The sequence below is a fragment of the Streptomyces sp. NPDC001890 genome, from assembly GCF_042891445.1.
Taxonomy (GTDB): Bacteria; Actinomycetota; Actinomycetes; order Streptomycetales; family Streptomycetaceae; genus Streptomyces.
Genome location: NZ_JBIATE010000007.1, coordinates 127020 through 146256, shown reverse-complemented (window position 1 = coordinate 146256; position 19237 = coordinate 127020). Strand labels below are relative to the sequence as shown.

The 19237-nt window shown below is 70.7% G+C and carries 18 protein-coding genes and 1 riboswitch; of the genes, 10 read left to right on the top strand and 8 right to left on the bottom strand.

Going from position 1 to position 19237, the window contains the following annotated elements:
• Positions 1 to 97: 97 nt before the first annotated feature.
• Together cdgB and ACFYY1_RS20155 are read left to right on the top strand one after the other, a co-directional pair.
• Positions 98 to 1744 carry a diguanylate cyclase CdgB gene (cdgB, locus tag ACFYY1_RS20160; protein ID WP_388587210.1) on the top strand — a complete coding sequence of 549 codons (1647 nt, stop codon included), beginning with the start codon at positions 98 to 100 and terminating at the stop codon, positions 1742 to 1744.
• A 152-nt stretch (positions 1745 to 1896) separates the two neighbouring features.
• A complete protein-coding gene (locus ACFYY1_RS20155; RefSeq protein WP_388587208.1) occupies positions 1897 to 2853 on the top strand; it encodes a carbohydrate-binding protein in 957 nt (318 codons plus the stop codon).
• 83 nt (positions 2854 to 2936) lie between these two features.
• On the opposite strand, the gene ACFYY1_RS20150 is transcribed toward ACFYY1_RS20155, so the two are convergent.
• From ACFYY1_RS20150 to ACFYY1_RS20130, 5 genes are all read right to left on the bottom strand, one after another.
• Complete coding sequence (locus ACFYY1_RS20150; protein WP_356083505.1) at positions 2937 to 3788, bottom strand: class II fructose-bisphosphate aldolase; 852 nt, start codon at positions 3786 to 3788, stop codon at positions 2937 to 2939.
• 59 nt (positions 3789 to 3847) lie between these two features.
• Entirely contained in the window at positions 3848 to 4873 is a 1026-nt protein-coding gene (locus ACFYY1_RS20145) for a 1-phosphofructokinase family hexose kinase (RefSeq protein ID WP_388587204.1), read from the bottom strand.
• A 170-nt stretch (positions 4874 to 5043) separates the two neighbouring features.
• Positions 5044 to 6198 carry an N-acetylglucosamine-6-phosphate deacetylase gene (nagA, locus tag ACFYY1_RS20140; protein ID WP_388587203.1) on the bottom strand — a complete coding sequence of 385 codons (1155 nt, stop codon included), beginning with the start codon at positions 6196 to 6198 and terminating at the stop codon, positions 5044 to 5046.
• Complete coding sequence (locus ACFYY1_RS20135) at positions 6198 to 7130, bottom strand: ROK family protein (protein WP_388587200.1); 933 nt, start codon at positions 7128 to 7130, stop codon at positions 6198 to 6200. Before ACFYY1_RS20135 ends, nagA begins: the two co-directional genes overlap by 1 nt.
• Before the next feature lie 131 nt (positions 7131 to 7261).
• A complete protein-coding gene (locus ACFYY1_RS20130; RefSeq protein WP_388587198.1) occupies positions 7262 to 7486 on the bottom strand; it encodes a hypothetical protein in 225 nt (74 codons plus the stop codon).
• Positions 7487 to 7624: 138 nt separating this feature from the next.
• Between ACFYY1_RS20130 and ACFYY1_RS20125 the strand changes: the two genes are divergently transcribed.
• Positions 7625 to 8845, top strand: coding sequence for an extracellular solute-binding protein (locus ACFYY1_RS20125; RefSeq protein WP_388587565.1), 1221 nt, complete (start codon positions 7625 to 7627; stop codon positions 8843 to 8845).
• Between the two features lie 39 nt (positions 8846 to 8884).
• Positions 8885 to 9142, top strand: a complete 258-nt coding sequence (locus tag ACFYY1_RS20120) for a DUF3263 domain-containing protein (RefSeq protein WP_388587195.1) — start codon at positions 8885 to 8887, stop codon at positions 9140 to 9142.
• A 42-nt stretch (positions 9143 to 9184) separates the two neighbouring features.
• Here ACFYY1_RS20120 and ACFYY1_RS20115 read toward each other — a convergent pair whose 3' ends face one another.
• Positions 9185 to 10150 carry a hypothetical protein gene (locus ACFYY1_RS20115; protein WP_388587193.1) on the bottom strand — a complete coding sequence of 322 codons (966 nt, stop codon included), beginning with the start codon at positions 10148 to 10150 and terminating at the stop codon, positions 9185 to 9187.
• A gap of 59 nt (positions 10151 to 10209) precedes the next feature.
• On the opposite strand from ACFYY1_RS20115, the gene otsB reads away from it, so the two are divergent.
• Positions 10210 to 11103, top strand: coding sequence for a trehalose-phosphatase (gene otsB / locus ACFYY1_RS20110; RefSeq protein WP_388587192.1), 894 nt, complete (start codon positions 10210 to 10212; stop codon positions 11101 to 11103).
• Positions 11104 to 11149: 46 nt separating this feature from the next.
• On the opposite strand, the gene ACFYY1_RS20105 is transcribed toward otsB, so the two are convergent.
• Together ACFYY1_RS20105 and ACFYY1_RS20100 are read right to left on the bottom strand one after the other, a co-directional pair.
• Entirely contained in the window at positions 11150 to 12577 is a 1428-nt protein-coding gene (locus ACFYY1_RS20105) for a trehalose-6-phosphate synthase (protein ID WP_388587189.1), read from the bottom strand.
• A 113-nt stretch (positions 12578 to 12690) separates the two neighbouring features.
• Complete coding sequence (locus ACFYY1_RS20100; protein WP_376634940.1) at positions 12691 to 13647, bottom strand: glucosyl-3-phosphoglycerate synthase; 957 nt, start codon at positions 13645 to 13647, stop codon at positions 12691 to 12693.
• A 153-nt stretch (positions 13648 to 13800) separates the two neighbouring features.
• A riboswitch (SAM riboswitch) is annotated at positions 13801 to 13927 on the top strand.
• Between the two features lie 17 nt (positions 13928 to 13944).
• On the opposite strand from ACFYY1_RS20100, the gene thrC reads away from it, so the two are divergent.
• The 5 genes from thrC (at position 13945) to ACFYY1_RS20075 (ending at position 19164) form a co-directional block, all read left to right on the top strand.
• A complete protein-coding gene (thrC, locus tag ACFYY1_RS20095) occupies positions 13945 to 15279 on the top strand; it encodes a threonine synthase (protein WP_388587187.1) in 1335 nt (444 codons plus the stop codon).
• Between the two features lie 30 nt (positions 15280 to 15309).
• Positions 15310 to 15588 carry a MoaD/ThiS family protein gene (locus ACFYY1_RS20090; protein ID WP_072487929.1) on the top strand — a complete coding sequence of 93 codons (279 nt, stop codon included), beginning with the start codon at positions 15310 to 15312 and terminating at the stop codon, positions 15586 to 15588.
• A 421-nt stretch (positions 15589 to 16009) separates the two neighbouring features.
• Positions 16010 to 16216 carry a cold-shock protein gene (locus ACFYY1_RS20085; RefSeq protein WP_003967346.1) on the top strand — a complete coding sequence of 69 codons (207 nt, stop codon included), beginning with the start codon at positions 16010 to 16012 and terminating at the stop codon, positions 16214 to 16216.
• Between the two features lie 426 nt (positions 16217 to 16642).
• The gene (gene groL / locus ACFYY1_RS20080) at positions 16643 to 18265 is read left to right on the top strand and encodes a chaperonin GroEL (protein ID WP_124717206.1); all 1623 of its coding nucleotides are present in this window, start codon (positions 16643 to 16645) and stop codon (positions 18263 to 18265) included.
• A gap of 314 nt (positions 18266 to 18579) precedes the next feature.
• On the top strand, positions 18580 to 19164 hold the full coding sequence (locus tag ACFYY1_RS20075; protein WP_388587182.1) for a hypothetical protein: 585 nt from the start codon (positions 18580 to 18582) through the stop codon (positions 19162 to 19164).
• Positions 19165 to 19237: the final 73 nt, after the last annotated feature.

Genomic DNA, 19237 nt, shown 5'->3' with positions numbered 1-19237 from the left:
GACTGCACAGCTCACTGTGATTCAGTTGCGGTGACACTGCAGCAAGTACGTCGATATGAAACCTGGAGTGCTGTCGAGGTCTCGGGGAGTGCGAGCAATGGAGGCCGAGTCGGAGCCGTACGTCCGCCTTGCGACGATGCGGCAACTGCACCAGGCCGTCGCCGATCTCAACACGGCGCGGAGCCTGGCCGACACGCTGCAGACCGTGGCCGACGGAATCGTCAACGGTCTCGGCTACGAGCTGGCCTGTGTGAACCTGGTCCGCGCCGACGGTGACCTCGTCGTCGCCGCCTTCGCGGGCAACAGCGCGGCCGAGGCCCTGATCACCGGCCGGGTCGGCTCGCGCACCTCCTGGGAGCGCCGGCTGTCGATGGGCCGGGCCTGGGACGAGCTCCGCTTCATACCGCACACCGACGGCTGGGTCCTCCTCGACGACGACGTACCGCAGTGGCACACCGACGGGCCGGACCCCCGGTTCGAGGACGAGTGGCACCCCCAGGACCGGCTCTACGCCCCGATGTACGCGTCCGGCGGCGGCGCCGATCTGCTCGGCGTGATCTCCGTGGACCGCCCACGCAACGGCCGCCGCCCCGGCGCCTGGGGCCGCGAGGCCCTCCAGATGTACGCCTCGCAGGCCGCCATCGCGATCAGCAACGCCCGGCTGAGGGCCAACATGCAGCGGGCGCTCGTCCGGCTCGAACGGGAGCAGCAGGCGCTGCGGGCCAGCGAGGAGTCCTTCCGCCAGGCCTTCGAGTACGCCCCCAGCGGCATGGCCATCGCCGAGATGGGCGGCGACCAGCAGGGCCGGCTGCTGCGCACCAACGACGCGCTGTGCCGGCTGATCGGCCGGCCCGCGTCCGTCCTGCGCCGTTACTCCTTCGCCGACCTCGTCCACCCCGAGGACATCGGCACCCTGCTGCGCACCTCCGCCGAGGGCGGCCGTGCCGAGCTGCGGCTCGGGCGGCGGGACGGCACCTACCTCTGGGTCTCGCTGCGCAACTCCGTCGTCGCCGACACCGCGGACGGCCCGCGCTTCCTGCTCACCCACGTCGAGGACATAGAGGAGCGCAAGCGCCACGAGCTGCATCTGGCGCACCGCGCCTCGCACGACGCGCTCACCGGCCTGCCCAACAGCGCCGAGCTGCGCTCCCGGCTGGGCGCCCGGCTCTGCGAACGCCCGGACTCCACGGCCACCACCCCGGTGGAGGCGCTGGACGCGGCCTACGGCGACGTCGACGACCCGGACGCGCGGCCGGCGCACGGCTACGAGGTGGACCCGGCGCCCGGCGGCCCGTACGACCACCATGTGCACGCTGTCGCGCCCGACACCGAGCACGACGACGGGGCGAAGGGGCTCGCGGTCCTCTTCTGCGACCTCGACGGCTTCAAGTCGATCAACGACCGCTTCGGCCACCACACCGGTGACGCCGTGCTGATCGAGGTCGCCCGCCGGCTCAGCACCTGTGTCCGCGACGGCGACACCGTGGCCCGGCTCGGGGGTGACGAATTCGTCGTCCTGGCCGACGGGCTCGGCAACGCGGACGCCGCGGACCTGGCCGTACGCCTGCGCAACGCCATCATTCCGCCCATCCGGGTCGACGGCCGGGCGGTGCGCGTGGGGGCGAGCTTCGGCATCGGGTGGGCCGCCTGCGGCATGACCGCCGAAGAGGTGCTGCGCTCCGCCGACCAGCGGATGTACGTGGAGAAGCGGTCGCGGTCGAAGGTTCACCGCAGGGCCGGCTGACGTTCACGGCGGCGCGGGCCCCGCGCTCCGCCGCACTTCGGGTACCGCCGACGGCAATGCCCGGTGTCGTCCGTTCGGGGTAGGCTCGGCCGGTCGGCCACGGCTGGCGATATCCGGCGACGGCTGGCGACATGGTGAGGAGTGACCCAGGGATGACGGCCGGCAACAACGGCGCAAACAAGCCCGAGGACGACGATCCGTTCGGCTACCTGTACGAGGACGGACAGGCGGCGGGCGCCCAGCCGCCGCGGCAGGGCGGCTACGGCTACCCGGGACCGGCAGCCCCGCAGCCGGGTGTGCCCCGGACCTCGTACAACCAGGTGCGCACCGTCGGCGAGCGCCAGTACGGCCAGCAGGTGCCGCAGCAGCAGGCGTACCACCAGCCGAACGCGCAGTACGCCGCCCCCGAGACGTACCCCGGTGCCGCCACCGCGCAGGTTCCGCAGCAGGGCGGCCGCGGCCGGTCCGGCGGTTCCTCCGGCAGCGGCGGGCCGAACACCAAGGGCCTGCTGATCGCCGCGGTCGCGGTGGTCCTGGTCGTGCTCATCGGGATCGGCGCCGCGCTGCTCACCGGTGACCCGGACAAGGACAAGAAGAAGGACGAGTCCACGTCCTCGGCGGGCCCCGGCAAACAGGTCGAGGAGTCCCCGAAGCCCCAGCAGTCGCCGAGCTCCGAGGCGCCGGTCGAGCTGCCCGAGCAGGACGCGGCGACGCTGAAGCTCGGTGGTACGGCCCAGCTGGACAACACGGTCAAGGGCGCCGAGAGCTCCAACGGCCAGTACATCAACCTCAACGAGGTCGGCAGGTCCGCGACCTGGTCGGTCGAGGTGCCGGAGGCCGGTCCGTACACGCTGTTCGTGACGTACGGAGTGCCGGGCAAGGACGCCAAGACGTCCCTCACGGTCAACTCCGAGGCCCCGCGCGGCATCAACATGAAGAACTACGCGAAGGCCCCCGAGGGCGATCTGGAGAAGGGCTGGACGAACACGTTCGCCTACGTCAATCTCAACAAGGGTGCGAACACCCTGATGATCTCCTGCAACGAGGGCGACCAGTGCGACGCCAATCTGGACCAGCTGTCGCTGAAGGCCGGTCACGTGAAGGGCTGAGTGTGTGACGAGAACGGTCCGGCCCCATCGCCCAGCGAGGCGATGGGGCCGGACCGTTCTCTTGTTCCGTGTCGCCGGGTCGGTCAGCCCATCAGGGCCAGGAAGCCGGCCACCGTCGCGGCCATCGCCTCGCGCCCCGGGGCGATGTACTTCCGCGGGTCGACGCCCGTGGTGTTCTCGGCCAGGTACGCCCGTACCGCACCGGTGAACGCGGTGTTCAGCGCCGTGCCCACGTTGATCTTGACCATGCCGGAGGCGGCGACGGCCCGGCGGATCTCCTCGTCCGGGACGCCGCTGGAGCCGTGCAGCACCAGCGGGACCGGGACGGCGTCGCGGAGCCGGCCGATCAGCTCGTGGTCCAGGGCGGCGGTGCGCTCGGTCATGGCGTGCGAGGAGCCGACCGCGACGGCCAGGGCGTCCACCCCGGTGTCGCGGACGTACGCGGCGGCCTCGGCCGGGTCGGTACGGACGCCGGGGGCGTGGGCGTCGAGCGGGGCCTCGCCCTCCTTGCCGCCGACCTTGCCGAGCTCGGCCTCGATCCAGATGCCGTGCTCGTGGCCCCAGGCCACCGCGGCGGCCGTGGCCCGCACGTTCTCCTCGTACGGCAGCTTGGAGGCATCGAACATGACGGAGCCGAAGCCCTCCGTGTGCGCCTGGTGCAGCAGTTCCACGGATTCGACGTGGTCGAGGTGGAGGGCGAGCGGGGCGCCGGAGGTGCGGGCGACGGCGGCGGCCGCGGCGGCGATCGCGGAGAGCCGTCCGCCGTGGAACTTCACGGCGTTCTCGGAGATCTGGAGGATGGCGGGGGCGCCGGCGCGCTCCGCGCCGGCCGCGATGGCCTCCGCGTGCTCCAGCGTGATGACGTTGAAGGCGGCGATCCCGCGTCCCTCGGCCTGGGCGGCGGAGACGAGTTCACCGGTGCTGACGAGCGGCATGCTGACCTCTTGCTACTTCTTTCGAACCAGCGATCGGGCCGGTTCGGGACGGGCGCGGCCTATCGTGCCGCCGGTGTGTGTTCCTCGACTGCGACGCGCGGCAGCAGCTCCTCGTAGGCCGCGCGGTCGAAGTCACCGGCCGTCGGGGAGAGCACGGTCGCCGTCGACAGTGCCACCGCCCGCCGCAGCCGGTCCGGCCAGCTCAGCCCCTCGACGAGTCCGGAGAGCAGCCCGGCCACCGCGGAGTCGCCCGCGCCGGTCGGATTGCCCTGGACCCTGGCGGGCGGCGTTGCCTGCCAGATTCCGTCGGGGGTGACGGCCAGCATGCCGTCCGGGCCCAGCGAGGCTATGACCCCGTGCGCGCCGCGGCGGCGGGCGTCGCGGGTGGCGCGCATCGGTTCCCGGGAGCCGGTGAGCTGGGCGAGCTCGTCGGCGTTCGGCTTGATCAGGTCGGGGCGGGCGGCGATGCCGCGGCGCAGCGGTTCGCCGCTGGTGTCCAGCAGCACGGGGACCCCGGCGGCGCGGGCCGCGCGGACCAGTTCGGCGTAGGCGCCGACGTGTATGCCGGGCGGCAGGCTGCCGCAGAGCGCGACGGCGTCGGCCCCGGCGAGGAGCTCCTCGTACCGGCCGAGGAGGGCGGTCCACTCGTCGGCGGTGACGAGCGGGCCGGGTTCGTTGAGCTGGGTGGTGTCGCCGGTGGCCCGGTCCACGACGGCGATGGTGCGGCGGGTGTTCCCGGCGACGGCGACGAGAGCGTCGGTGATCGGTGCGGGGGCGATCGGCGTGGGGGCTCCAGGTCCGGGTGCTTCACGTCCGGCGGCTTCGGGTCCGGCGGCTTCGGGCCCGGGTGTGTCCGTGGCGGGCAGGCCGGCCAGCAGTTCGCGGAGCACCGCCCCGGTGGAGCCTCCGGCGAAGCCGGTGACCACCGTCCGGTGGCCGAGCGCGGAGAGCACCCGGGCCACGTTCAGCCCCTTGCCGCCGGGTCGCTCGGACATCTCGCCGACGCGGTGACTGGCGTGCGGGACGAGTTCCGGGACGCCGTACGTCAGGTCGAGTGCCGTATTCAGTGTGACCGTGAGGATCACCGCGGCCGCTCCCTCGATCCCTGCTCCGAAGCGCGAGACCTGGGACGGAATGCGCTTTCTCCAGCTGTTTTCCAGGCGATCATGCCAAAGAGGTGGCGGTCGGCCCAGAGCTGTGGACCAACCGCCGTCTCTTCGTTACTTATTCGACCCGCCGTCAATATTGGGACGGATCAGCCGATTTGAGGCTCCTTGATCCATTCGCCCCTGCGCATGACACCCTTGAGCCCGAAGTCCGCGTCCAGGACCACCAGGTCCGCGTCCTTGCCCGGTTCCAGCGAGCCGACCCGGTCGTACACACCGAGCAGCCGGGCCGGGTTGGCGGAGATGGACTGCACGACATCGCCGACCGGGATCCGGTCGATGGTCACGGCCCGGTGGAAGGCGGTGTCCAGGGTGAGCGTGGAGCCGGCGATCGATCCGCCCTCGACCAGCCGCGCGACACCGGCCTTGACCTCGACCGCGAGCGGGCCGAGCTGGTAGAGGCCGTCGCCGAAGCCGGCCGCGTCCATGGCGTCGGTGATCAGCGCGACGCGGTGGGCGCCCGCGTGGTGGTAGGCCAGTTGCAGGGCCGCGGGGTGCAGATGGGTGCCGTCGTCGATCAGCTCGACGGTGATCCGCTCGTCCTCCAGCAGCGCCGCGATCGGGCCGGGCTCGCGGTGGGCGAGCGGCGGCATCGCGTTGAAGAGGTGCGTGGCGACGGTGGCGCCCGCGTCGATCGCCTCGACGGTCTGCTCGTACGTCGCGTCGGTGTGCCCGATCGCGGCGATGACGCCGTGCTCGGCGAGCAGCCGCACCGAGTCGATGCCGCCCGGCAGTTCGGTGGCGAGCGTGAACATCTTCGCGGTGCCGCGTGCCGCGTCCATCAGCTTGCGGACCTCGGCCGGGTCCGGGTCGCGCAGCAGCTTCTCGCTGTGCGCGCCCTTGCGGCACGGCGAGATGAACGGTCCCTCGAAGTGGATGCCGGCCAGGTCGCCCTGCTCCACCAGCTCGGACAGGACGCCGGCCCGATGGGCGAGGAAGTCCATCTCGCCGGTGACCGTGGAGGCGACCAGCGTGGTGGTGCCGTGCTCGCGGTGGGTCCGGATGCCGGTGAGGACCTCGTCGACGGTGCCGGAGGTGAAGGACGCGCCGCCACCGCCGTGGTTGTGCATGTCGACGAAGCCGGGGACCACCCAGTGGCCGCTGAGGTCGAGGGTCCGGGCGTCCTCGGCCGCGCTGCCCGCGATCCGGGTGCCTTCGACGATCACCCGGCCGTTCTCGACCGTCCCGGTGGGAAGCACCACCCGGGCGCCTGCGAGAACTGTGCTGTCTGCGCGTGTGGCCATCAGGCGGATACCTCCGTGGAGAGAAGATCCCAGGCGAGCAGCCCTGCGCCCAGGCATCCGGCGGTGTCCCCGAGGGCCGCCGGGACGATGTGGGGCAGCTTCTGGAACGTGACGCGTTCCTCGACGGCCGCACGGAGTGGTGTGAACAAGGTTTCCCCGGCCTCGGCGAGACCGCCACCGATGATGAGTGTGCTCGGGTCGAGCAGCGTCAGCGCGGTGACCAGCCCGGCGGCGAGCGCGTCCACCGCGTTCCGCCAGACCTCCAGCGCCGCCGGGTCGCCGGACTCGACGGCCTTCGCGCAGTCCGCCGCGTCCGCCTCGGGGTCGCCGGACGCGGCGGCCCAGGCACGGCTGACGGCGGAGGCGGAGGCCAGGGTCTCCAGGCAGCCGCGCTGTCCGCAGCTGCAGTCCGGCCCGTCCGGCCGGACCACGATGTGCCCGATCTCGCCCGCGTACCCGTGCGCGCCCGCCTCGATCGTGCCCGCGATGCCGATGGCCCCGGCGATGCCGGTGCCCAGCGGTACGAAGAGGAAGCGATCGGCGCCCTTGCCCGCGCCGATCCGGCCCTCGGCGAGTCCGCCGGTGCGTACGTCGTGGCCGAGTGCGACGGGGACGCCGCCGAGCCGCTTGCCGAGCAGCTGCCGCATGGGCACGTCGCGCCAGCCCAGGTTCGCGGCGTAGAGCGCGATCCCGTTCTCGGCGTCGACGATGCCGGGCACGGCGACACCGGCCGCGACCGCGCTCTCGCCGAGGTGCTCCTCGCCGTACGCCCGCAGATCGGCGGCGAAGGTGAGGATCGACTCCACGACTGCTTCGGCGCCGCGCTCTCTGCCGGTGGCCCGCCGCGCCTCGTGCAGCAGGGTGCCGTCGGCCCCGACCAGTGCGGCCTTCATTCCGGTGCCGCCCACATCGAGGGCGATGACGTGTTTCACGGGAAACAGTTTCGCCCGAGGAAGGAAAAAGGTCTAGTCCACTATCCCGGTTTGTTGCGGATCAATACAAAATCGCATCCATGATCGAGCGGTCCGGGACCCGGCCCGTCCCGGACCGCTCCGGACGTGCTTCAGAAGGAAGGGATCACGCTGCGCGAGAGGTTGCGCGGCCGGTCCGGGTCGTACCCCTTCGACTCCGCGTCCACCGCCGCGGCGGCCACCGTCTTCACTCCGGCCGGAAGGGAACCCGACGCCTCCAGGCCGGTCGTCGGCCATGTCCCCGGTTCCCGGGCCCGGTTCGACCGGGTGCCGCCCCGGGTGCGTTGCGAAAGCGAGACCGCTTTGGTGTAGACCATCGGCAACGGCCTGGGGGAGGATCGCACCTCGCCCGGAGCGCCCCACGACGGCGTGGCCGGCACGGACGACGCCATGGACGAGGACGGACTGTGCAGCTGCGCCACCGGGTACTGATCGCGGCAGTGACCGCGCTGGGCATGACAGTGACGTTGTCGGGTTGCGGCAGCGTCGGCGGCGACTCGGGGGACGTCACCCTCAGACTTGTCGCGGCCGACTACGGCACCGGTCCGGCCAACAGCTCGGAGAAGTACTGGAACAGGCTGGTCAAGGGCTTCGAGGCCACTCACCCCGGCATCAAGGTCGATGTCACCGTCCTTTCGTGGAAGAAGGTCGACCGCGAGGTCGCCGCGATGGTGAAGAAGGGGCAGGCCCCCGACATCGCCCAGATCGGCGCGTACGCCGACTACGCCAAGGCCGACAAGCTCTACCGGGCCGACCAGATGCTCTCCATCCGCACCCAGGCCAACTTCCTGCCGCCCCTCACCGAGGCGGGCAGCGTGGACCGCACCCAGTACGGGCTGCCGTTCGTCGCCAGCACCCGGCTGCTCTTCTACAACAAGCAGCTCTTCGCGCAGGCGGGCCTCGACGCCCCGAAGACCTGGGCCGACATGCGCGACGACGCGACGGTGCTCAAGCAGCGCGGGGTGGCCTACCCGTACGCGTTGCCGCTCGGCCCGGAGGAGCCGCAGGCCGAGACCGCGATGTGGCTGCTCGGCGGGGGCGGCGGCTTCACCGACGACAGCGGCTCGTACGCGATCGACTCGGCCCAGAACATCCGGACGTTCGACTGGCTGAAATCGAACCTGGTCGATCAGGGCCTCGTCGGCCCCGTCGCCCCCGGGAAGCTCGACCGCCAGAAGGCGTTCGACGCGTTCACCGACGGCAAGGTCGGGATGCTGAACGGCCATCCCACGCTGTTGCGGGAGGCCGAGCGGAAGGGCGTCTCCGTCGGCATGGTGCCGCTGCCCGGCATCGACGGCCCGAGCAAGGGCTCGCTGGGCGTGGCCGACTGGATCATGGGCTTCAAGCAGAACGGCCACCGGGTGCCGCTGGGCAAGTTCTTCGACTACATGTTCAGCGACAAGAACGTCATCGACTTCGCCGACGAGTACGACCTGCTGCCGGTCACCGACAGCGCCTCCGCGGCCATGGAGACCGACGCCAGGTTCAAGCCGCTGTGGAAGTTCCTGGCCGCCCTGCCGGACTCGCAGTTCTACCCGTTCGGCAAGACGTCCTGGGCCCGGTCCAGCGAGTCGATCAAGGAGAACATCGGCAAGGCGGTCGCGCCGGGTGGCAGCCCCGCCGGCGTGCTGAGGAAGATCGCGCGCGACTCGGCGGCGGCGGAGCGCGCGGAGTAGCGGGTGGCGGCCCTCCGGACGGGCGATATGTTGGCTGATATGACCGCCCCCACGCATGGCCCCGACGACCCGGCCGGCCTCTCCGACCGGGACCGTGCCGTGCTCGCCGTGGAACGGCAGTCGTGGTCCGGCCCCGGGGCGAAGGAGCGGGCGATCCGCGAACAGCTGGGCATCTCGCCCACCCGCTACTACCAACTCCTGAACGCCCTGCTGGACGACCGCCGCGCACTGGAGGAGGACCCGGTCACGGTGAACCGCCTGCGCCGGGTGAGGGACGCGAAACGCGAACGGCGCTGAGGCCGGAGTACAGGGCGGGGCGGCGCCGGCACCGGCGTCCGCTCAGCAGGAGACGGTGATCAGGACGGGCTCCGCGGTGCCGGTGGCACGGAGCGCCTCGACGAAGACCTCCGTGGTCCAGGCCGCCGCGTCCAAGGACCACACCGGTACCCGGCAGCGGAAGGCCAGGGCCCGGCGCATCCCCTCGGTCTGCACCTTCCCGGTCGGCGACCGGGACAGCCCCGGGAGGTTCACGGCGGTGCTCTCCGGCTCGACGGTCATCCGGCCGTAGGCGCACGCCAGCGCCTCTTCGCGAACGCGCCCGCCCCGGCCCGGCAGCCCCGCAGCGCGGCCCGACACGGTCACGGTGATGTCCCTGGCCGCGCCCGGATCGGCCAGCTCGTACCAGTGCGCGGCGTACAGCAGAGCCGCAGCGGGATCCGGCGCCAGATGCACCGGTGTCACGGTGTGCACTCCGGTGACCCGGACATCGCCCACCTGCCGCAGCACATCGCCGAGGACCGTCGCCACCGGCAGCACGGGCAGTCGCTGCCGGTTCAGGCAGGAGGACACGTCCACCTGGAGCCAGCCGATCTCCCGGACGCGCCCGTCCTGCGTCCAGTCCTCCCCCGCGTCGTTGTGCCCCCACCGGCTTCCGCCGAGCTCCATGCCGGCGCCCAGCAGGGTGCTGCTCCACCCGTAGGCCTCGGCCCGGTTCACCGCCAGGCCGAAGACGTCGATGTCTTCGGCTTCCGAGGCGTCCTCGGCCACGTCGGAACCGGAATCCGACGCGTCCTCGACCACGTCGGAACCGGAATCCGACGCGTCCTCGGGCGGGCCGGACGCCGAAGCGCCCTCGGGCGGTGTGAGCCAGGGGTGCCGGGTGAGGACTCCGTGCACGCCCATGAGCAGGGTCGCGTCCGGCACCGCCTCACCCATTGCCTCTCCCTGTACACCCGCGCCGCAGTCGGAGGTCATCGTGGCAGTGACGGCCTTCTCCGGGGAGTCGGCCTCGCCGATGACGTCCACGTCTCACCCGTCACGCCGCAGGAGGGCCGGCGCCGGGCCCGCCGCTATAGGCTCGCCCCATGGGCAGCAACCCGGAAGCACCCGCACCCGAACCCGCACCCACACAAACACCCGCACCCCCACTCCCGACCCCCACCACCACCCCCGGCCAAGAGGCCCTCGCCGCGATCCTCGCGCGTCCCGACCGCGCCGTCATCGCGCTCGATTTCGACGGCACCCTCGCCGACATCGTCCCGGACCCGGAACAGGCCCGCGCCCACCCCGGCGCCGTCGAGGCCCTCGCCGCGCTCGCCCCGAAAGTGGCCTCCGTCGCCGTGATCACCGGCCGCCCGGCCGGCGTCGCGGTCCGCCACGGCGGCTTCGCCGGGGTCCCGGGCCTCGATCACCTCGTCGTCCTCGGCCACTACGGCGCCGAACGCTGGGACGCCGTGTCCGGCACCGTCCACGCCCCCGCCCCGCACCCCGGCATCGCCTCGGTCCGCGCCGAACTGCCCGGCGTGCTCGACCGGTCCGGCTCATGGCACGGCACCTGGATAGAGGAGAAGGGCCGGGCGATCGCCGTCCACACCCGCCGGGCCGCCGACCCGCAGGCCGCGTTCGAGGCGCTGGTCCGCCCGCTCGGCGAACTCGCCGCCCGGCACGGACTGATCGTCGAGCCGGGCCGGCTGGTCCTGGAGCTGCGCCCGCCGGGCATGGACAAGGGCGTGGCACTCGCGCAGTACGTACGGGAGACGGACGCCGAGTCGGTGCTGTACGCGGGCGACGACCTCGGCGACCTCGCCGCGTACTCGGCGGTGGAGAAGCTCCGCGCCGAGGGCCCCGACGGCATCCCCGGTCTGCTGGTGTGCAGCGGCAGCGCGGAGGTGCCCGAACTGGCCGAGCGGGCCGATCTGCTGCTGGCCGGACCGGGCGACGTCGTCGCCTTCCTGACGGCACTGGCCCAGCGGCTCTGACAGCGGGCCGGATCCGACCGGACCCGGCCCGCTGTCAACCCCGCTCTCAGCCCCGCCGCAACGCGTCCAGCTGGTCCAGGAACCACTGCTGCGGCGGCAGCGCGACCGCCGCCGCGGCCAGGCGTTCCGTGCGCGCGGCCCGTTCGTCCTCCGCCATCGTCAGCGCCTCGTGCAGCGCCGCCGCCGTGGCGGAGACGTCGTACGGATTCACCACCACCGCGTCGCTGCCCAGCTCCTCGTACGCCCCCGCCTCCCGCGACAGCACCAGCGCGCAGCCGTGGTCGGAGACGACCGGGATCTCCTTGGCGACCAGGTTCATACCGTCACGGATCGGGTTGACGAGCGCCACGTCGGCCAGCCGGTACGCGGCGAGCGAGCGGGCGAAGTCGTCCTTGACGTGCAGCACCACCGGCGTCCAGCCCGCCGTGCCGTACACGGCGTTGATCTCGTCGGCGACCCGCCGCACCTCGGCCGTGTAGTCCCGGTACACCGCGAGGTCCTGCCGCGAGGGGTAGGCGAAGGCGACATGGACGACGCGCTCGCGCCACTCGGGCCGCTCGTCCAGGAGCGCCCGGTACGCGAGCAGGCCGCGCACGATGTTCTTGGACAGTTCCGTTCGGTCCACCCGTACGATCGTCCTCCGGCCGGGGCCGGTCTGCTCGCGCAGTGCCGCCATCCGCTCGTCCACATCCGCCTCGTGGGCCCGGCGGCGCAGGAAGTCCCCGTCCGCGCCGAGCCCGTGCACCCCGATCCTGGTGTGCCCGGTGCCGCCCAGGATCTGGGTGCAGCAGCCGATGAACGCGTCCGCCCAGCGCCGTGTCAGGAACGCCGCCCGGTCCGCGCCCAGGATGCCGTGCAGCAACTGCTCGGCGATGTCGTCGGGGAGCAGCCGGAAGTAGTCGACGGGCGCCCACGGGGTGTGCGAGAAGTGGCCGATCCGCAGGTCGGGGCGGAGCTCGCGGAGCATGCCCGGCACCAGCGCCAGGTGGTAGTCCTGCACCAGCACCGCCGCGCCCTGCCCCGCCTCCTCGGCGAGCGCCTCGGCGAAGGCCCGGTTATAGGTCTCGAAGGACGCCCACTGCCGCCGGAACTCCGCGTCGAAGACCGGCTCCAGCGGCGTCTGGTACAGCATGTGGTGGACGAACCAGAGCACCGAGTTCGCGATCCCGTTGTACGCGTCGGCGTGCACCCGCGCGTCGATGTCGAGCATCCGTACGCCCTGCTCGGCGACCCCGCGCCGGACCGCCTCCCGGTCCCCGTCACCGAGCGCGGCGCACACCCACAGCTTGTCGTCCACGGCGCTCAGCCCGGAGACGAGACCGCCGCCGCCCCGTTTCGCGTCGAGCGATCCGTCCGCGCCCAGGGTGTACGAGACCGGGCCGCGGTTGGACGCGACGAGGACCTGGGCATCGGACCGGACGCCGGACCGTGCAGCGGACCGGGCAGCGGGCTGGGCATCGTGCTCGGAGACCATGTTGCGGAATCTAGCCCGATCACGAACCGCCCAAACGTGCGAAGTCAGACCACATCCGGCCACGTGGCCAGACCGCGTGGCCGGAGCACGCCGGACCACGTGACCGGACCACATCACGCCGCGCGGCGCGAAACGTACTCCTCGATCTCGCACATCGGGGGCCGCTCCTCGGTGTCCACGGCATGGGTGCGCGGCACGAAGCCGTTCTCGCCGCGTTCGAACTGGGTGAGCGCCGGGCGGGTCAGGTGGCCGCGGGAGAGCCGCAGCTGCGCGGTCCGGTAGATCGCCGCGGCCATCCGGCCGAGCGCCTGCCCGTCCTGGTGCCGGTGCTTGCGCACCCCCACGTCGACCTGGGCCAGCGCGTCCAGCCCCACCGTGTGCAGCGCGTCGACCAGCAGGCCCAGTTCCACGCCGTAGCCGACGGGGAAGGGCAGCCGTTCGAGCAGCGAGCGGCGTACGGCGTATTCACCGCCCAGCGGCTGCACGAAACCGGCCAGTTGCGGCCAGTGCAGATTGAGCAGCGGGCGGGCCACGAGTTCGGTCACCCGGCCGCCCTGCCCCGCCGTGTCACCGAACGGGCGGTCGTACATCGCCTTCACGAACTGCACGTCCGGGTCGGTCAGCAGCGGGCCGACGATGCCGGAGACGAAGTCCGCCGAGAAATCCTTCAGGTCGGCGTCGATGAAGCAGACGATGTCGCCACCGGTCACCAGGAGCGACCGCCACAGCACCTCGCCCTTGCCGGGCACGGCCGGTATCCGGGGGAGTATCGCGTCGCGGTGCACCACCCGGGCACCGGCTTCCCGGGCCACCTCCGCGGTGGCGTCGGTGGAACCGGAATCGATCACCACGAGCTCGTCGACCAGCCGGACCTTCTCCATCAGCTCGCGCCGGATCGTCGCGACGATCTCGCCGACCGTCGCCTCCTCGTTCAGCGCCGGCAGTACGACACTGACGCTCCCGCGGCTTGATTCCCCGGCCCTGGCCCTGGCGGCCAGCAGGCTGTCCAGCGGGCGGTCGGCGGCCGACCAGGAACGCCTGGCCAGCCAGCATTCGACCTCTTCCAGCACGGTCGATACTCCCTGTATGTGATCCATCTCGCGGTTCGGACGACTATCTCAAGAGTCCGGTGCTTCGGTTACAGTCTTGAACAACGCGGACGACCATCGCATGCCGGGGTCCGTCCGCCGATAAATGCCCGGATCGAAGATCCGGTGCCACAGCGCTCATCCAGAGGGACTGAGGGAACGGCCCGTTGAAGTCCCGGCAACCCCCCCACCGACCGTGAGGTCCGGTGAGGAAGGTGCCAATTCCGTCTCGTGGCGAAACGCGCCGCGAGGAAGATGAGGAGAAAGGGCCTCGCCACCATGGCTGCGCAGACCGTTGCAGTAAGCACCGATTCCTCCGTCGACGCCGAAGCCGCGGAATCCACCGGCACCCGCACCGTCGACCTCGGTCCCGCCTCGGGCCTTTCCTGCCGCGAGTGCGGCGAGCGTTTCGAACTCGGCCCCATTTTCGCCTGCGCGTCCTGTTTCGGGCCGCTCGAAGTCGCGTACGACCTGCCGAGCGGCTCTCCCGAGGAGCTGAAGAAGCGCATCGAGGCCGGCCCGGCCAACATCTGGCGCTACGCGCCGCTGCTGCCGGTCCCCGCCGATGTCGCCGAGAAGCCGAACCTGAACCCCGGCTGGACCAAGCTCGTCCAGGCCGACAACCTCGCCCGTGAGCTCGGCGTCGAGCAGGGCAAGCTGTTCGTCAAGGACGACTCCGGCAACCCCACGCACTCCTTCAAGGACCGCGTCGTCGCCCAGGCCATCGAGGCCGCCCGCGCCTTCGGCTTCACCACCCTTTCCTGCTCCTCCACGGGCAACCTCGCCGGTGCCGTCGGCGCCGCCGCCGCCCGGGCCGGCTTCCGCTCCTGCGTGTTCATCCCGCACGACCTGGAGCAGGGCAAGGTCGTCATGGCCGCGGTGTACGGCGGTGAACTGGTCGGCATCGAGGGCAATTACGACGACGTCAACCGCTTCTGCTCCGAGCTCATCGGCGACCCGCTCGGCGAGGGCTGGGGCTTCGTCAACGTCAACCTGCGTCCGTACTACGGCGAGGGCTCCAAGACCCTGGCGTACGAGATCTGCGAGCAGCTGGGCTGGCAGCTCCCGGACCAGCTGGTCATCCCGATCGCGTCCGGCTCGCAGTTCACGAAGATCGACAAGGGTCTCCAGGAGCTGATCAAGCTCGGCCTGGTCGAGGACAAGCCGTACAAGCTCTTCGGCGCCCAGGCCGAGGGCTGCTCGCCGGTCTCGGTCGCGTACAAGGGCGGCCACGACGTCGTCCGGCCGCAGAAGCCGAACACGATCGCCAAGTCCCTCGCCATCGGCAACCCGGCCGACGGCCCGTACGTCCTGGACATCGCCCGCCGCACCGGCGGTGCCGTGGAGGACGTGAACGACGATCAGGTCGTCGACGCGATCAAGCTGCTGGCGCGCACCGAGGGCATCTTCGCGGAGACGGCGGGCGGTGTGACGGTCGGCGTGACGAAGAAGCTCATCGAGGCCGGTCTGATCGACCCGTCGCTGACCACCGTCGTACTCAACACGGGTGACGGCCTCAAGACCCTCGACGCGGTGGCCGAAACCTCTCAGGCGACCGCGACGATCCGTCCCAGCCTGGACGCGTTCCGAGCCGCCGGCCTCGCCACCAGCTGACCACCCGAGACTTCAGGAAGGGCACCCATCATGAGCGTCAAGGTCCGCATCCCCACCATCCTCCGTACCTACACGGGCGGCCAGGCCGAGGTCCCGGCCGAGGGCTCGACCCTCTCCCAGGTCATCGAGTCCCTGGAGCAGAACCACCCGGGCATCGCCGCCCGCGTCCTGGACGACCAGGGCAAGCTGCGCCGCTTCGTGAACGTGTACGTCAACGACGACGACGTGCGCTTCGAAGGCGGTCTGGAGACGGCCACGCCGGACGGCGCCGGTATCTCGATCATCCCGGCCGTGGCCGGCGGCTGCTGACGCCCCGTCCGACCCCACCGCGTTATCGAATTGCCCCCTCCGCTTCAATCGCGGAGGGGGCAATTCTGCATGGTTGAGCGCGGTAGAGTGTGGGAAGTCCCCCCAGCTGCCCGTGCCGCCCGCATATGAGAATGCGCCCGGTCGCGACAAGATGCAGCCAAAGTGTGCGATGTGCTTGCGGCATAAGTCGCCTTTGTCTGGCCCGACTTGCCCAGGAATCTCATGAATTTCCCATATTCGGGCGTTCGGTGCGGCCGAGAATTCTCGTCCGATTGACCTGTTGCAGAGGGCAGTTGGGCAGATACATTCAGCCGCGGTCGACGCGTTCCGGCGCACACACCCTCTCCTGTCGGAGGGTGAGTTCTGACCCGGGTCCGCGAAGTGCGGTCCTGCGCAAGGGCCAGTAATAGGGGAGTTAGGCATGGCTCAGGGCACCGTCAAGTGGTTCAACGCGGAGAAGGGGTACGGCTTCATCGCGGTCGACGGTGGTGCGGATGTTTTCGTCCACTACAGCGCGATCCAGATGGACGGGTACCGCACCCTCGAAGAGGGTCAGCGAGTTGAATTCGAGATCTCGCAGGGCCAGAAGGGGCCGCAGGCAGACATGGTCAAGCTCGCCGTCGGCTGAGTTCGAACGGTCGGCCAACGACACCATCCACGCACTGCACTCACGCGCTGAGGGCCCGTACCCCGGGGGTACGGGCCCTCGGTGCGTCCGCGACCGCCCCGCGCGCGCCGATGCACGCCGGTGCGCCCCGGTGCGTCCTGACGGTGCATGCCGCTGCCGGCCTGTGCCGCCAGAGGTTTTCCACAGCCCTTCACCCCCCTCCGTGCCCCTCCGAGGTTGTCCACATCCCGAGGGGGACGCTTGCACTCACGGGGGTCGAGTGCTAATCATTGCGTTAGCACTCTCCAGGTGAGAGTGACAGAACTTGGACCGGGCCGGTGAGGCCCGCAGGCCGATGGGGCAAGGAACCACCGGTCACGCAGGCCGTCCGTCGCGGGCGCCACTCGGTCCGGAGAAATCCACCCCTGTCCGGGAGGACCACTTCACATGGCCAAGATCATCGCGTTCGACGAGGAGGCCCGGCGCGGTCTCGAGCGCGGCATGAACCAGCTCGCCGACGCCGTCAAGGTCACCCTTGGCCCCAAGGGTCGCAACGTCGTCCTTGAGAAGAAGTGGGGCGCCCCCACGATCACCAACGATGGTGTTTCCATCGCCAAGGAGATCGAGCTGGAGGACCCGTACGAGAAGATCGGTGCGGAGCTGGTCAAGGAGGTCGCCAAGAAGACGGACGACGTCGCCGGCGACGGTACGACCACCGCCACCGTTCTCGCCCAGGCTCTCGTCCGCGAGGGCCTGCGCAACGTCGCCGCGGGTGCCAACCCGATGGCCCTCAAGCGGGGTATCGAGAAGGCCGTCGAGGCCGTCTCCGCCGCCCTCCTGGAGCAGGCCAAGGACGTGGAGACCAAGGAGCAGATCGCTTCGACGGCCTCCATCTCCGCCGCCGACACCCAGATCGGCGAGCTCATCGCCGAGGCCATGGACAAGGTCGGCAAGGAAGGCGTCATCACCGTCGAGGAGTCCCAGACCTTCGGTCTGGAGCTGGAGCTCACCGAGGGTATGCGCTTCGACAAGGGCTACATCTCGGCGTACTTCGCCACCGACATGGAGCGCATGGAGTCGTCCCTGGACGACCCGTACATCCTGATCGTCAACTCGAAGATCAGCAACGTGAAGGACCTCCTTCCGCTGCTGGAGAAGGTCATGCAGTCCGGCAAGCCGCTGCTGATCATCGCCGAGGACGTCGAGGGCGAGGCCCTGTCGACCCTGGTCGTCAACAAGATCCGTGGCACCTTCAAGTCCGTCGCCGTCAAGGCTCCGGGCTTCGGTGACCGCCGCAAGGCCATGCTCGGCGACATCGCCATCCTCACCGGTGGCACCGTCATCTCCGAGGAGGTCGGCCTCAAGCTGGAGAACGCCGGTCTCGACCTGCTCGGCCGCGCCCGCAAGGTCGTCATCACCAAGGACGAGACGACCATCGTCGACGGTGCCGGTGACAGCGACCAGGTCCAGGGCCGGGTCAACCAGATCCGCGCCGAGATCGAGAACTCCGACTCGGACTACGACCGCGAGAAGCTCCAGGAGCGCCTCGCGAAGCTGGCCGGCGGCGTGGCCGTCATCAAGGCCGGTGCCGCGACCGAGGTCGAGCTCAAGGAGCGCAAGCACCGCATCGAGGACGCGGTGCGCAACGCCAAGGCCGCCGTCGAGGAGGGCATCGTCGCCGGTGGTGGCGTGGCTCTGCTCCAGGCCTCGGCCGTCTTCGAGAAGCTGGAGCTCTCGGGTGACGAGGCGACCGGCGCCAACGCCGTCAAGCTGGCGCTGGAGGCCCCGCTCAAGCAGATCGCCGTCAACGGTGGTCTTGAGGGCGGCGTCGTCGTCGAGAAGGTGCGCAACCTGGCCGTCGGCCACGGTCTGAACGCCGCGACCGGCGAGTACGTCGACATGATCGCCGAGGGCATCCTCGACCCGGCGAAGGTCACGCGCTCCGCCCTGCAGAACGCCGCGTCCATCGCCGCGCTCTTCCTCACCACCGAGGCCGTCATCGCCGACAAGCCGGAGAAGGCCGCCGCGGCCGCTCCGGGCGGCATGCCGGGCGGTGACATGGACTTCTGATCCTGACGGATCGGTAGTTCCTGTACAGCTTTGCCGCATCGGCCCCTTGGACCAGCTGGTCCAAGGGGCCGATGCCGTCTCCGGGGGCCGCGCGAGCGCAAGGGATACACCTGCGGTGCGACCGCCCGCGAGGGTGCAGCGGAACCGATCGCTACGGGGCAGACGGCGCGCGCACCGCGTTGAGCTGCGTTTTCATTCCATCGGGTGCTCTCCCGGCGCCACCACGGCAGAAGATCATCTGGCGCTCCGCCCGCCGCATAGCCTGCCTCGGCGAAGTGCACTGACACAGTGCACCGCGAGGCGAAAGGCATTCCGTGATCCACTTCTCCCGCATCACCAAGCGGTCCATGGCCCTCGTCGGCGCCGCTCTCCTGTCCGGAGGGCTGGCCGCGACGACAGCGCCCGAAGCGAGTGCCGCCGCGGCGTCGGAAGTCATCATCATCGACGGCTACACCCAGACGGTGAAGGAATCGTCGGGTGTCCCCGTCACCTGTCCCACCAACCAGGTCCTGCTCGGCCGGTCGCACTCCGGTGACGAGAACGGGAGCACCACGTACTACTGCGGTCTCGTCCTCATCGATGGCCAGATGGCCAGGGTGGGCGCCCCGCACTGGAGCGATGCCCAGCGGGAGAGCAACTCGTTCTTCTCGGCTCCCAGCAACGAGGTCCTGGTCGGCCGGCAGCACTCCGGCGACGAGAACGGCCCGACCCGGTACGCGACCGCCTCGCTGAGCGCCTGGGGGCGAACGGTGGAACTGACCAGCTACCGCTGGACCCCGGGCCAGCGGGAGAGCAACAGCTACTCCAAGGCGGGCGAATACGAGGTCATGGTCGGCCGGCAGCACTCCGGAGACGACAACGGCCAGACCAGCTACCAGTACGCCAGGATCGCGGACTAGCCCGGCTTCCAGGGACTGGCAGCCCGACTCGTGGGCTTACCCCCTGACGAGGAATTCAAGGGGTAGGCCCCCA

Coding starts and splice junctions, on each gene's coding strand:
- ACFYY1_RS20125 (WP_388587565.1), top strand. CDS start 7,625: ATGACAGTGACGTTGTCGGGTTGCGGCAGCGTCGGCGGCGACTCGGGG.
- ACFYY1_RS20120 (WP_388587195.1), top strand. CDS start 8,885: ATGACCGCCCCCACGCATGGCCCCGACGACCCGGCCGGCCTCTCCGAC.
- cdgB (WP_388587210.1), top strand. CDS start 98: ATGGAGGCCGAGTCGGAGCCGTACGTCCGCCTTGCGACGATGCGGCAA.
- thrC (WP_388587187.1), top strand. CDS start 13,945: ATGGCTGCGCAGACCGTTGCAGTAAGCACCGATTCCTCCGTCGACGCC.
- ACFYY1_RS20090 (WP_072487929.1), top strand. CDS start 15,310: ATGAGCGTCAAGGTCCGCATCCCCACCATCCTCCGTACCTACACGGGC.
- ACFYY1_RS20085 (WP_003967346.1), top strand. CDS start 16,010: ATGGCTCAGGGCACCGTCAAGTGGTTCAACGCGGAGAAGGGGTACGGC.
- ACFYY1_RS20130 (WP_388587198.1), bottom strand. CDS start 7,486: ATGGTCTACACCAAAGCGGTCTCGCTTTCGCAACGCACCCGGGGCGGC.
- groL (WP_124717206.1), top strand. CDS start 16,643: ATGGCCAAGATCATCGCGTTCGACGAGGAGGCCCGGCGCGGTCTCGAG.
- nagA (WP_388587203.1), bottom strand. CDS start 6,198: ATGGCCACACGCGCAGACAGCACAGTTCTCGCAGGCGCCCGGGTGGTG.
- ACFYY1_RS20150 (WP_356083505.1), bottom strand. CDS start 3,788: ATGCCGCTCGTCAGCACCGGTGAACTCGTCTCCGCCGCCCAGGCCGAG.
- otsB (WP_388587192.1), top strand. CDS start 10,210: ATGGGCAGCAACCCGGAAGCACCCGCACCCGAACCCGCACCCACACAA.
- ACFYY1_RS20105 (WP_388587189.1), bottom strand. CDS start 12,577: ATGGTCTCCGAGCACGATGCCCAGCCCGCTGCCCGGTCCGCTGCACGG.
- ACFYY1_RS20155 (WP_388587208.1), top strand. CDS start 1,897: ATGACGGCCGGCAACAACGGCGCAAACAAGCCCGAGGACGACGATCCG.